General features: G+C 75.0%; 8 protein-coding genes. 3 read left to right on the top strand and 5 right to left on the bottom strand.

Annotated elements, in window-relative coordinates; genetic code table 11:
- The first annotated feature begins 250 nt into the window (after positions 1-250).
- The gene (locus ACH4MY_RS18605; RefSeq protein ID WP_398004276.1) at positions 251-3673 is read left to right on the top strand and encodes an AAA family ATPase; all 3423 of its coding nucleotides are present in this window, start codon (positions 251-253) and stop codon (positions 3671-3673) included.
- Here the strand turns inward: ACH4MY_RS18605 and ACH4MY_RS18600 are convergent.
- Positions 3655-5484 carry a protein kinase gene (locus tag ACH4MY_RS18600; protein WP_398004274.1) on the bottom strand — a complete coding sequence of 610 codons (1830 nt, stop codon included), beginning with the start codon at positions 5482-5484 and terminating at the stop codon, positions 3655-3657. The genes ACH4MY_RS18605 and ACH4MY_RS18600 overlap by 19 nt on opposite strands.
- Positions 5481-7361, bottom strand: a complete 1881-nt coding sequence (locus tag ACH4MY_RS18595) for a hypothetical protein (protein WP_398004272.1) — start codon at positions 7359-7361, stop codon at positions 5481-5483. The genes ACH4MY_RS18600 and ACH4MY_RS18595 overlap by 4 nt, the downstream gene beginning before the upstream one ends.
- Before the next feature lie 573 nt (positions 7362-7934).
- On the opposite strand from ACH4MY_RS18595, the gene ACH4MY_RS18590 reads away from it, so the two are divergent.
- Positions 7935-9998, top strand: coding sequence for a SpoIIE family protein phosphatase (locus tag ACH4MY_RS18590; RefSeq protein WP_398004270.1), 2064 nt, complete (start codon positions 7935-7937; stop codon positions 9996-9998).
- A gap of 79 nt (positions 9999-10077) precedes the next feature.
- Here ACH4MY_RS18590 and ACH4MY_RS18585 read toward each other — a convergent pair whose 3' ends face one another.
- The gene (locus tag ACH4MY_RS18585; RefSeq protein WP_398004268.1) at positions 10078-10473 is read right to left on the bottom strand and encodes a molybdopterin-binding protein; all 396 of its coding nucleotides are present in this window, start codon (positions 10471-10473) and stop codon (positions 10078-10080) included.
- Between the two features lie 123 nt (positions 10474-10596).
- Positions 10597-11076 carry an Lrp/AsnC family transcriptional regulator gene (locus ACH4MY_RS18580; protein WP_398004266.1) on the bottom strand — a complete coding sequence of 160 codons (480 nt, stop codon included), beginning with the start codon at positions 11074-11076 and terminating at the stop codon, positions 10597-10599.
- Positions 11077-11272: 196 nt separating this feature from the next.
- Between ACH4MY_RS18580 and ACH4MY_RS18575 the strand changes: the two genes are divergently transcribed.
- A complete protein-coding gene (locus ACH4MY_RS18575; RefSeq protein ID WP_398004264.1) occupies positions 11273-12223 on the top strand; it encodes a hypothetical protein in 951 nt (316 codons plus the stop codon).
- Between the two features lie 87 nt (positions 12224-12310).
- Here the strand turns inward: ACH4MY_RS18575 and ACH4MY_RS18570 are convergent, their stop codons facing one another.
- Entirely contained in the window at positions 12311-12826 is a 516-nt protein-coding gene (locus ACH4MY_RS18570) for a putative immunity protein (RefSeq protein ID WP_398004262.1), read from the bottom strand.
- Positions 12827-12943: the final 117 nt, after the last annotated feature.

Raw genomic sequence — 12943 nt, 5'->3', positions numbered from 1 at the left:
CCGCCGAGGCGCCGGCACACCACCGGAGTGGTCGGATTCCGCGGTGCCTCCCCGAACGAACGCCTGCCGACGGGGCGGGCCGTCGCCGAGCAGACCCGCGCCTTCGAGGCCCTCGCGACCGGCTGACGCCGTTGTCGGTGGCGTGCCGTACAACTGAGAGAGGGAAAGAGCGCCGACGGAACGACCGGCCGACGGACGGACCCGCGGCCCGACGTCCGCGGGGAGCACGACCGCACGACCGCATGACGGCATGACCGCACGAGGGGGACTGCAGGTGGACACGTGCGCGGACGCGGACCGGGGGCGCGAAGACCGCGCGCCCCTCGTCGGGCGGGCCCGGGAGCTCGACCGGCTCGACGCGCTGCTGCGCCGCCGGACCGGGGGGACAGGGCCGGTAGCCGTGGATGTCACGGGTGAGCCGGGCATCGGCAAGAGCCGGCTCCTCGCCGAGTTCGCGGTACGGGCACGGCGGCAGGGGGCGACCGTCCTGCGCGGCCGAGCCGGACCCGCCGAGCCGGACCCCGGCCCGCCCTTCCAGGCCTTCGTCGACGCCTTCGCCGACCTGGACCACCGGGACCGCGCCCTGTTCCCGACCCTGATGGCAGTCGCGGAACTCGTCGAGTCGCGAGAGCCGGCGCCCGCGGTGCGGGGCGGCGGGGGCGGCGGGGATGACGTGGACGCCGGGTACACGGGGCGGGGCGCGGTCGACCGGTTCGGCCGGTTCGACCGGGCCGAGGGGGCCGGTTCGGTCGGTGCTGCTGGTGGGGACGGCCTCGGTATGCGGGGCTCAGGGAGTTCGCCGGCCGTCTCGAACGGGTCGGCTGTCACGGGCACCCCGGCCGTCCCGAGGACGTCGGCGGCCGCCATGGACCCGGCGACGTCGGGCACTGCGGCGACGCGCGGAACCACGGGCGCGTCCGACGCCCCGGGCGCTGCGACGCCGGGTGCCTCCGGCGGACCGCCCGGCCCGGAGTCCACAGGTCAGGGCGTGGAACGCGAGACCGACCGGGTGCGCCGCGTCGCGGCGGCGCTCGGCCGGGTCGCCGCGCCCGGGCTCGTCCTCGTCCTCGACGACTTCCACGGAGCCGACCCCGTCTCCGTCGCCCTCGTCGACCACCTCCTCCGGCATCCGCTCCGCGCGCCCGTCCTGCTCGTCCTGGCCCGCCGCGAGCGTCAGACCCCGCCCGGGCCGGCATCCGTTCTCGCCCGTGCCGCCGAATCGGGGGACCTCGCCCGGCTCGTCCTCGGGCCGTTGACGGCGGAGGCCTGTGCGGAGGGACTCGTCCCCGGGCTGACGCCCGATGCCGCGCGGGAGATCCACGCCGTCGGACGCGGGAACCCGCTGTACCACCGTGCCCTCGCGCACGCCCGTACGCGCCGGGGCGAGGGGCCCGGCACCGGACCGGTCGCGATGGTCCTCGACGAACTCGCCCCGCTCACCGGGACGGAGAGAGCGGTCGTCGAGGCACTCGCCGTGCTCGACGGGCGTGCGACGGTCGAGCTGCTCACCTCCGTAGCGAGCCCCCAGAGCGCCCAGGGCCCTCAGAGCCCCCAGGGCCCGCGGAGCCTGGCGATCCCCCAGAGCCCGCCGGTCCTGCCGAGCCCGGCGCACCCGACGGGTCGGGCGGTCGTGGACAAGGTCCTGAGCGAGCTGACCCGCCGAGACCTCGTCCGGCACGAGGAGGACGGGAGGGTCCTGGTGCTGCGCCACTCGGCGCTGTCGGAACTCGTCCGGGGCACACTCGACCCGTGGCACCGCCGTGAGCTGCACGGGCGGGCGGCCCGTGCCCTCGCCGAGGCGGGGGCGCCCGTGACCGAGCGCGCTCCCCACCTGGTGCGTGCCACGACCGTCTGGGACCCGGCCGTCGCAGCCGAACTGGTCGAGGCCGCCGAGCGGATCGGCGCGGCCGACCCGGCGTGCGCCGCCCACTGGCTGGCGGCCGTCCTCGCTCTGCTGCCCGACACGTCCGAGCACCTCGCCCGGCGGCACGACCTGATGCTCCGACGGGCCCAGGCCCTCGGGTCGGCCGGCCGCGTGGCGGAGAGCCGGGACCTCCTCCACCAGCTCATCGACGCCTGCCGCCCCGGCGAGCGCGAGCAGGAGCAGGAGCAGGAGCGGGAGCGGGAGGACACCGGCGTCGCGGGTACGGGCGTCGCGGGCACCGGCGACGCGGCGGACGTGGCTGAACTGCGGACCTCCGCCGTCCTGCTCTGCGCGTTCATGGAGCGCCACCTCGGCCGCTATCCCGAGGCGGACGCCCTGCTCCGCCGGGAACTGGAGCGAACTCCCGGGCCCCGCCCCGACCTGCGGACCTGGCTCGTCGTCGAGTGGGGCTGCCGGGCCCTCTTCGCCGCCCGCTACCCCGAGGTCAGACCCGTCGTCGCCCGGACCCTCGACGAGGCCCGGCGGCGGCGCGACGAAGCGGGCACGGCGGAGTCCCTCACCCTGGCCGCGCTCGGGGAGGCGTACGAGGGCGAGACCGCCGCGGCCCGCGTCCACGCGGCCGAGGCGGCGGCCCTCACCGACGCCTTCACCGACGGCGAACTGGCCGCCCACGCCGAGTCGCTGGTGCGGCTGGGCTGGACCGAGGTCTTCCTGGAGCAGTACGGGAGCGCCGAGCGCCACGCCACCCGGGGCATCGAGATGGCGCGCCGCGCGGGGAGACCGTTCGCGCTCTCGCAGCTCCTCCTCTGCTCGGCGTACGTCCACTTCCTGACCGCCAGGGTCGGTACCGCGCTCGGCCTGGCCGAGGAGGCCCTCGCCGTCGCCCGCACTCTGGGCGGCGCCGAACTCGTCGGCTTCAGCGGGGCGATCCGGGCCGTCGTCCTCCTCCACGCCCGGCCCCTCGGTGCCCCTGAGGCGCTGGCCGCCGCCGAAGAGGCCGCGGCCACGGTGGGAACGGCCGAGGGCTGGTGGGCCACCCAGGCCCGCGGCCTCCTCGGTTTCGCCGTACCGCTCGGCCGGGACCCGCACCGGGTGCGGGAGGTGCTCGTGCGCGCGGGCGGCGACCGGGACCTCTCCCGGCTCCAGCCCTCGCTGCGTCCCCACTACCTCGAACTCCTCGCGGGCGCGGCCCTCGCCACCGGAGACGTCGCGGAGGCGGAACGGGTCGCGCGCCGGGCCCTCTCGGAGGCGGAGCCGCTCGGGCTGCCGGTCCAGCGCGCCGCCGCACTGCGTGCCTGGGGGCAGGTCCTGGCCCGGCGAGGCGAATCGGCGGCCGCCGCACGGGCGTTCACCGACGCGGCACGGGAGAGCGCCCGTGCGGGGGCCGTCCTGCGCGAGGCCCACAGCCTGCTGCTCGCCGCGCCGATGGTCCGGGCGGGGGGCGACGAGTCCCGGGCCGCCGCCCAGTGGCGGAGAGGTCGCCGACTGGCCGTCGAGGGCGGGGCACGCATGCTGGTGGACCTGGCCGACCGCACTCGGCCCGCCCCTCCGGACGGCGCCCCCGGGGGACGGCTCGCCGTCCTGACTCCGCGCGAGCGGGAGATCTCGGTCCTGGTCGCCGAGGGTCTCACCAACCAGGCCGTGGCCGACCGGCTCTGTCTGAGCCCTCGCACGGTGGAGAGCCATGTCGCCCGGGTCTACCGCAAGACGGGCGTGGAGACCCGGGCCGGACTAGCCTCCCTCGTGGTGAGGGACGGCGTCGGGGACGGTCAGTCCTTGCGGGGATAGGTGGCGGTCACCCGGCCCTTGGAGTCGGCGTTCAGATACGCGGAGCCGTACGAGTCGGACAGATAGACGCTCATGCCCGGCTTGCTCCCGAAGATCGTGGAGGCGGGAGTGAGGACGAGGTAGCGGCTCGTCGGCTCGTCCACTCCGAGTTCCTTGTCCGCGCGCTTCATCAGCGCGGGCAGGACGTCCCAGTCGAAGTCGTTGAGGTCGGCCGGGACGGCGCCGGGGAAGGAGGTGCCGGATCCCTGGCGGACGGCCGCGTCCTCGCCCCGGTAGATGTACCGGTCGTACCGCTTCGTACTGCCCTTGACCAGCGACTCGGAGACCGCGTAGTCGGGGTACACGACGAAGCCGGTGACCCTGGTCCCGCCCGAGGCCGCCTTGATCGCGGCGATGGCGGCCCGGACCCCGGCGGGAGTCAGCAGATCGCGCTCCACCGGCTCCGTGTCCTCCGTCGGCTCCTCCGTCGCTCGCGGCGACTTCGAGGTCGTGGGCCGCAGGGCGGCCGGACCCTGCTGCGAGGGAGCGCCGCTCGGCCCGCTGCCCGGGTCGGTGGGCCGCCAGTCCCAGGACATGGCGGCGACGGGGATGCCGACGGCGAGCACCACCACGGCGGCGGACCCCAGGAACCGAGCGGTACGGCTCCGCCGACGGCCCTCGGCGGAGCGCGCCGGAGAGCCCGCCGCCGGCGTCGGAGCGGTGGCCGGAGACGCCCCGTCGCCGGCTCCGGAACCACCCACAGCTCCGGGCGCCGAAGTCGCGTAGGAAGCCCCTGCCGAAGCCGAAGCCGAAGCCGAAGCCGAAGCCTCTGCCGAGGCCGAAGGCGGCGCCAGCCGGAACGACGTCGCCCCGCTCTCGTCCGCCACTGCCTTCGAGGCCAGCTCGCCCGCCGCTGTCGGGCCCGTGCCGCTCGCCCGGCCGGGTGCCAGGTCCCGTACAGATCCGGCGCCCTGAGGGTCGGCCGGACGCGCGGCCGGGGCCTGGTCCGGTGACACGACGGCCGCGAGCGCGTGGTCGAGCTCCTCCGCGTCGGGGCGGGCGGAGGGGTCCCGTACGAGCAGCCGGGTCAGTACGTCCGCCAGTTCCCCGGCATGCCGCGGGGGCGGTACGTCGTCGGAGAGGACGGCCGCCAGCGTCGCCAGGGTGTTCTCCCGGCGCAGCGGGTGACGCCCCTCGACCGCCACGTACATGAGCATGCCGAGCGACCACAGGTCGGCGGCCGGACCGCTGCCCCCTCCGCCGCGGATCCGCTCGGGCGCCATGTAGTCCGGCGAGCCGATGATCGAGCCCGAGGCGGTCAGTACGGTGGATTCCTGGATCGCCGCGATGCCGAAGTCGGTGAGCACCGGTCGCCCGTCCGGGCGCAGCAGTACGTTGGCGGGCTTCACGTCGCGGTGCTCGATGTCCCGCTCGTGTGCGGCGCGCAGGGCCGAGAGCAGTTCGCGGCCGATCGCCGCGGCCTCGACGGGGGTCATCGTGCCCCGGTCGAGCCGGTCCTGGAGGGACCCTCCGGTGACCAGCTCCATCACGAGCCACGGGTAGGTTCCCTCGCCCGCGTCGACGATGTGATGGATGGTCACCACGTTGGGGTGGTCGATCCGGGCGAGCGCCCGTGCCTCGCGCAGGACACGCGCGCGCAGGGTCCTGGCCCCCTCGACGTCGTGCTCGGCCAGCGCGGGGTCCGGCGGGCGGACCTCCTTGAGCGCCACATCACGGTGGAGGGCCAGGTCGCGGGCGCGCCAGACCGTTCCCATGCCGCCGCCGCCCAGCCGCTCCACCAGCTCGAAGCGGCCGTCGATCACTCTGCTCACTCGCACCCCTGTACTCGGGTCCCCGGGGCGGTGGCGGCCCGCGGCCCGGTCCCGCCCACTTCTCCGTACACGTTCATCTGATAGCGGCCCTGCGGCCCGAACGGCTCCGGGAGCTCGCGCAACCCGGGCCAGGGCCCGCCCGCACCGCAGTCCCCGTCGATCTCGGAAGCCGCCTCGGAAGCCGAGTCGGAAACCCACTCGGAATCGACCCCGATCGAGGTCTCGATCCCGGTCCCGGTCTCGACATGAACCGCGGCGTCGCCGCAGGCGTCGACCGTACCGCCCCCCGCGCGGACTTCGGTCGGTGGGCGGGAGGTTCCCCCCGGCGCGGAGCCCGGACGGGCGTGTTCCGCGAGGTCGGCCGGATCGACGGGCCGATCGCCGCCGGCGACCCCGGCACCGGCGCACCGTCCGCGTGCGGCCTCCCGGCGGGCCTCCGCCAGGACCACCTCGGCGGCGGCGTCGCCCCAGGCGACCCGTACCTGCCGGGACCGGGCGCGCAGGGAGCGGGCCGCGGCGGTGTGGTCACCGGCGGCCCGCGCCAGGTCGGCGGCCCGTTCGTAGGCACGGGCCGCCTTCTCGGGCGATCCGGCCACGCCGAGCGCGTACGCCGTCCGATGGCTGAGGGCCGCGCCGTGCCGCCGGTCGTCCCAGGCCAGGGCCTCCACCGCCGCGAGCGCGTACTCGCGGGAGGCCCGGACGGGTTCGCCCAGACGCAGCGCGCAGTCCGCGAGCCAGGCCCTCGCCCGGACCCGCGCCGCGGTGTCTCCCTCCTCCGCGCAGCCGGCCAGGGCCTGTTCGAGGAGGGCGGAGGCCTCGCGACACCGTCCGCGCTCGGCGTACGCCACACCGAGCAGGAGACGCGCGAGGGCGCCCACCCGGACGTCCTGGGCGGGCCCGTCGGCATGACGGACGGCCTCCGCGAGGAGCGAGACCTCCTCGTCCCCGCCCTCCGGACCTCCGGTCGTACGCATCCGATCGTCGGACTCGGCGACCGTACGGGCGAGGGCGAGGCAGAGACGAGCCCGGTCGGCGTCCCGGAGGGGTGTGTCGGGCACCTCGGAGGCGAGGGCGGACCGCAGGAGCGCCGCCGCCTCCGCACGCGCTCCCGAGGTCCGCAGGACGGCGGAGAGCAGGAGCTGGTACTCGGTCGCCGGCGACGGCCGGCCCCCCGCCCGGTGATCGTCGACCGCGGCCCTGAGATGGACGAGCGCGGCGGCCGGGTCGTCGGGTGCGGTGACACGGCCGAGCAGCGCGCGAGCGTCGGCGAGGACGCCGAGGACGGCGGAGTCCGCCCGGTGCGGTGCGGCGAAGGCGATCAGCCCTTCGAGCTCCTCGCGCAGGGCCCCGGCCTCGGCCACCGGGTCGGGAGCGGTGTCCAGCAGATCGGCGCGTGCTCGACCGCGCAGCAGACGCACCGTCGCGGTCTCCGCGGTGCCGGCCCGCCCGATCGCATGGAGGGCGACGGCCCGCTCGCAGAGTTCCGCGAGCCGGGTGAAGGCCGTCGCGCCGGGTCCGGGCCCGGCGACCAGCGCCCGCGCCCGCGAGACCAGCGCCTTGCCCCGCTGTCCGGCTTGTTCGTGCAGGTCGGCGGCGCGGAAGAAGAGCGGTCCCGCGGCGGGCCCGGCCGCGCCCCGGCAGTCGAGCGCGGTGGCGTCGAGGGCGTCGGCGTGGTCGCCGGGGGTGAGGGCCCCGCCCGCGCGCCGAAGCGCCGTCGCCGCCCGCTCCCAGGCGCTTCCGGCCCAGGGATGCCCCTGGGCGGTGAGCCGCCGGGCCCGGTGGAGCAGCTCGTGCGGATCCTCCGGCTCGCCGCCGCCGAAGGCCCGGTCGTACGGACGCACACCGAGGCGGAACTCGTCGGGCGAGCGGCTGCTCATGCGGGGTGCTCCGGGAAGTGAGGGGTGAGCGGGCGACGTAGGCGGGGGACGCTTACACGCAGAGGTCGAGTCGACCCTCGCAGTCACGCGTTGCCCGCACATCCGTAGAACTACGGAACCCGCAGGCCGTGTCCGATCTTGATGGAGGCCGGCCGATCCCCGCCGATCTCAGTCAGCGGGCCCTGCTGAGGCCACCAGGTTCGGACCCGAGGCCGTCCGCGGACGCCCACCGGCCAAACCCCGACCCCGCCCCACCACGCCGCTTCGCCCGCGCCCCCGGCCCGACCGCGCTCCTTCTCTCGCGCCACTCCACCTCTCCCCGCCCCGCCCAAGCCCGTGCCGCCCAGCTCCCACCACGCCCCGCCCCGCCCAAGCCCGTGCCGCCGCCCCGGGTGCCGTCCAGCCCCCGCCGCCCGTCCGCACCACGCGCCCCTCGCCCCCGCCGTACAGCCGCATCACCGCATCACCACATCGATCGGCCGCACTGCGCAGCGCCCGCCGTCAGGTACTCGGCTAGGGTGATTCGATAGGGAATGCGCCCCCCGGGGCCGGGCCGATGCGTAGGTCGATGCGTTGGAGACTCACCAGTCGTCGAGCAGGGTTCCGCAGCCGCCCCGGGCGGCCGTCGGGGACGCGGGTGTGCTCCGGGAGCTGCTGCCGATCGCCCTCTGGCGGGAGGACGCCGGCGGTCACATCGTCGAGTGGTCGCTCGCCGCCCAGGATCTCCTCGGCCACCGCCCCGAGCACGTGCTCGGCCGCCTCGCCACCCCGCTGCTCGTACCCGACGCCAACCGCGAACTCGCCGAACGGCTCACCGACCGCGTCCAGGCCGGCGAGACCATGGTGGGCACCCTTCCCGTCCGCCACCGGGACGGGCACACGATCGCCATGGAGATGTGGATCGTGCCGGCCGCCGACCCGGAGGGGCGGCCGGGGGCGATGCTCATCGCCGTGGAGACCTCCGAGGTCCTGCGCATGCGGGAGAACCTGGCGGCGATGGAGAGCCTGTTCACCCAGTCGCCGATCGGGCTCGCCCTGCTCGGCCCGGATCTGCGGTTCCTCCGCGTCAACGACGCCCTGGCCCGGATGAACGGGGTGTCGGCGGCCGAGCACGTGGGCCACCGCCTCACCGAGGTCGTGCCCGGAGTCAACGCCGCCTCCCTCGAATCACTGATGCTGCAGGTCCTCGAGAGCGGGCACGCAGTCGTCGACGCCCGCCGGGTCGGCCGTACCCCCGCCGACCCCGACCGCGACCACATCTGGTCCTGCTCCTACGCCCCGCTCCTCGACCGCGCCGACGACCGGCGGTCCCTTGGGCTCATCGCCTCCCTCGTCGACATCACCGAGAGCCAGGAGGCGCACACCGAGGTCGAGCGGGCCCGTCACCGCTTCGCCCTGCTCGCCGAGGCGGGTGCCCGGATCGGCACCACCCTGGACCTGAAGCAGACGGCGGAGGAGGCGGTACGTTTCCTCGTGCCCCAGCTCGCCGACTCGGCCGACGTGCAGATGCTGGAGTCGGTGCTCGAACCCGACGACCCGGTGGCGTCCACACGCGGCGTGCTGCGACGGCTCGCGGCCCGCTTCCCGGACCCGACGGCCCCCACGGCGCTGCTGGCGCCGGGGCAGACCTTCCAGATCCCGCTGGATTCCGTGTACGAGCAGGTCGTCGCCCGCGGCCGGCCCACGAACCTCTTCACGTCCGACCTTCTGGAGCTCTTCACCGACCCGCGCACGGAGGCGCTCCGCACCTATTTCGCCACCCGCATCGGCTCGGCCCGGCTCGTGCCCATGGTGGCGCGGGGCCAGGTGTTGGGCTCGGTCACGGTGACCCGGCTGCGCACCCGCGAGCCCTTCGACGCGCAGGACTGCGTCCTCATCGACGAGGTCGTGGCCCGCGCCGCCCTCAACATCGACAACGCGCGCCTCTACACCACCCAGCGGGAGGCCGCCATCACCCTCCAGCGCAGCCTCACGAACAGCGCGCTGCCCGCCGTCACCGGTCTCGAACTCACCGGCCGCTACCTGCCGGCGAGCGCCCATGACGTCGGCGGCGACTGGTACGACGCCATCGCCCTGCCGGGAGGCAGGACGGGGCTGGTCATCGGCGATGTCATGGGGCACGGCATCCACGCGGCGGCCGTCATGGGGCAACTGCGCACGGCGGTAAGGACCCTGGCACGCCACGACATCCCGCCGGCGCAGATGCTCAGCTCACTGGACGCCGTCGTGGCCGACCTCGGCGAGGACGCGATGGCGACCTGTGTGTACGCCGTCCACGACCCGGCCACGGGCGGCTGGATCATCGCCCGCGCCGGCCATCCGCCGCCGGCCGTGGCCACCCCGGACGGCACGATCACGTTCCTCGACGGTCCGCCCGGAACCCCGCTGGGCACCGGGGCCCACGACTTCGGCACGGAGGAGGTCGCCCTGCCCGAGGGCAGCCTGCTCGTGCTCTACACGGACGGCCTCATCGAGGCCCGGGACCGCGACCTCGACGAGGGGATGCGGCAGCTCGCCCAGGCGCTCCGGCATCTCGACCGTCCCCTGGACGAGCTGTGCGACGAGGTCCTGGAACGGCTCCTGGCGGCACCGGCGCAGGACGACGTGGCGATGCTGCTCGCCCGTACGACCCGCTGAACGGCATGGAGCACCCCTACCGAACGCCCTTTTGCCACAGGCCTGCGCGCCGACGCCCTCCCCTCCGCGGGGGACGGCGTCAGACGCGGTCGATGTGCACGCTGGTCGACTTCACGCGGGCGGTGGCCTGCATGCCGACCTGGAGGCCCAACTCCTCCACCGCCTCACGGGTGAGCAGCGAGACGAGCCGGTGCGGGCCCGCCTGGATCTCGACCTGCGCGGCGATGTCGCCGAGCTTGACGGCCGTGACGATGCCGGGGAACGCGTTGCGGGCCGAGGTGTACGACATGTCCTCGTCGTCCGAACCGCTCTGCGCGACCTCGACGGAGAACGCCGCCAGGTCGCGGCCGTCGATGAGACGTCGGCCGTTCTCGTCACGGTGGGTCGCGAACCGGCCGGCGTCGGCCCAGCGGCGTGCGGTGTCGGGGCTGACGCCCAGCAGGCGCGCGGCCTGCCCGATGGTGTAGGACTGCATGTACGAGAGAATAGGCAGATAAGTCTGGCGTATGCAATGTGTTTCAGTGAATCACGCCGCATTTGCCACCCTCCATCGGAAGGCTCTCGTCAAGCGCGGTGCGGCCGGGGCCCAGTATGCGACTCACGCGGCCCCCGACCGGCGCCCGACCGCTTCGACCAGGGGCAGCAGCCGGTGCGCCACGCGTTCCCGCAGTGCGATCTCGGTGCGGGTGCGGACGACTCCGGGCAGCTGGATGAGTCGCTGGATGACGTCCTCCAGGTGTCCGGCGTCGCGTGCCACCACCCGGGTGAGCAGATCCCCGCCACCGGTGATGGAGAAGGCCTCGACGATCTCGGGAACGGCCGCGAGCGCGTCGCCGACCTCGTCCAGGTGGCCCTGGGTCACCTCGACATGGACGAAGGCGAGCACCGGGTGTCCCAGGGCGGCGGGGGAGAGGACGGGGCCGGTCGCGGTGATCACTCCGTCCCGCTCCAGGCGGTCGATCCTGGCCTGCACGGTGCCCCGCGCCACCCCCAGGATCCGCGCGTACTCCCGCACGCTGGTCCGTGGCTGCTCGATGAGCAGCCGCAGGATCCGGGTGTCGAGCTCGTCCACGGCCATGTGCGGCCTGCCTCCTTCGGTCCTGGGTCCGGCAGGAAGGGCGGCTGCCCCCTGGTGAGTGCCGCGTCCGGGGTGGCGGCACTCGCCACTTCGGCGCGGGAGCGGCGCCCGAGTGGGTGATCGGCGCGGGCATCCGGTGGAGGGAGCGGCGAGCGGGACCGTGCCGGGCGTGTGGTGGCGGCGCAGAGTGGGCGGCGTGGATGTCGAGAGAGTCGCCGAGGAGCTGTACGGGCTGAGGCCTGCGGAGTTCGTTCCCGCGCGGGACGGGTACGTCGCCGAGGCGCGCGCGGCGAAGAACGCGGTGGCGGCGAAGGCCGTCGCCGCCTTGCGGCGGCCTTCGATCGCGGCCTGGGCCGCCAACGTGTTGGCCCGTCAGAAACAGCCGGAAGCGCGGCAGTTCCTGGCCCTGGGGGAGACGCTGCGGGAGGCCCATCGGACACTCGACGGCGAACAGCTGCGGTCGGCGAGCAGACAGCGGAACCAACTGGTCACCGCTCTCGCCCGCACGGCCGCCGACCTGGCGAAGGCGGCCGGGCAGCCGGTGAGCGACACCGTGCTGCACGAGATCGAGCAGACCCTCCACGGCGTTCTCGCCGATGAGGACGTCGCCGAGCGGTGGTCGAAGGGCAGGCTCGTGAGGGTGCCGGAGGCCGCGGTCGGGTTCGGCGCGGTCACCCCGGAGACGGCGGCGCTCGCTCGCCGGTCCCCGGCCTCGACACCACCGGAGGAAACATCGACGAAGAAGTCGACGAAGAAGTCGACGAAGAAGTCGACGAAGGAGCGAGGGAGGAGCCCGAGGGCGCAGCCCGGCCGTGATGAGGACGCGCGCCGTGTGCGCGACCTCGAACGTGCCCGTACGACGGCGGGGGAAGCCGACGCGGAAGTCGCCCGACGGGAGCGGGAGGTCGCCGAAGCGCGGGACGCGCGTCGGGCGGCGGGCGGGAAGGCCGAGGAAGCGGCCGAGCGAGTCCGCGGCCTGGAGCACGAGCTGAGCGAAGCCCGACGGGCCAAGCGGGAGGCCGGGACGGCGGCCACGACGGTGAGCAGGGCGGTGACGAGCGCGGAGCGCGCTCTGAGGGCAGCCCGCGGCGCCGCCGTACAGGCCGCCCGCGCCGTCCAGGATCTGGAGCGGCCGCCGGAGTCGTAGACGTCGGTGCGTGAGTGCGTCAGCACCTCGGCGCCCGCGACGCTCGAACAGGGGCGGGCGAGGCCGCCGAAGCCGCACCGTGGCGACTCAGCGGTCGAACACCGACCAGCAGATGTCGTTGCGCGACCTCTGGTCGTCGAGGACGAGTTCGCGGATCGCCTCCGGGAGCTGATCGCGCTGCCACCGGCACTCGAGGCGTCGCACGGTCTCGCTCTCGTCCTTCGGCGCCGCTGCCTGTGCGGCCTTGATCGCGTAGGCGGCCGCGCCGAGTTCGTGCGCGGCGACGTGGGCGACGGCCCCGGCCTGGCCGGCGGCGTAGGCGGCATGCCGTGCCGCCCCGCGCAGGTCTCGGGCCGCCCCCATCGCATGGCCGCCCGCCGCGCGAGCCTCCATCATCTTGACGTCGCCACGGACCCAGGCCCGCGCATGCTCGATCGCCCGGCGCGGTCGCGGGTCCTCGGGTTGTGCCGACTCGAAGAGGCCGAGGACATGCTCCGCGCACGCGGCGGCCCACAGTGCGAGGAGACGGTGGTCCGCGTCGGTGAGGGTTCCCCCACGGCGGATCGTCACGAAGCGGCGGTCCCGGACCTTCGGGAGGATCATGACGTGCACTCCCTCCCGTGCGACATCGGTGCCATGCGACGGAGTCTGCCACGGGGGCCGGTCGACCGTGGGCGCGAGATCGTCCCGCGTGACGGACCGAACCGACCGGTCAGGCAC

It is taken from the genome of Streptomyces sp. NPDC017246 (genome assembly GCF_044331325.1).
In the GTDB taxonomy this organism is placed as follows: domain Bacteria; phylum Actinomycetota; class Actinomycetes; order Streptomycetales; family Streptomycetaceae; genus Streptomyces.
This window is presented reverse-complemented; position numbering and strand designations above follow the sequence as displayed.

Excerpts from the sequence above, each read along its gene's own strand:
- ACH4MY_RS18605 (WP_398004276.1), top strand. The coding sequence starts at position 251 with ATGACCGCACGAGGGGGACTGCAGGTGGACACGTGCGCGGACGCGGAC.
- ACH4MY_RS18595 (WP_398004272.1), bottom strand. The coding sequence starts at position 7,361 with ATGAGCAGCCGCTCGCCCGACGAGTTCCGCCTCGGTGTGCGTCCGTAC.
- ACH4MY_RS18585 (WP_398004268.1), bottom strand. The coding sequence starts at position 10,473 with ATGCAGTCCTACACCATCGGGCAGGCCGCGCGCCTGCTGGGCGTCAGC.
- ACH4MY_RS18580 (WP_398004266.1), bottom strand. The coding sequence starts at position 11,076 with ATGGCCGTGGACGAGCTCGACACCCGGATCCTGCGGCTGCTCATCGAG.
- ACH4MY_RS18570 (WP_398004262.1), bottom strand. The coding sequence starts at position 12,826 with ATGATCCTCCCGAAGGTCCGGGACCGCCGCTTCGTGACGATCCGCCGT.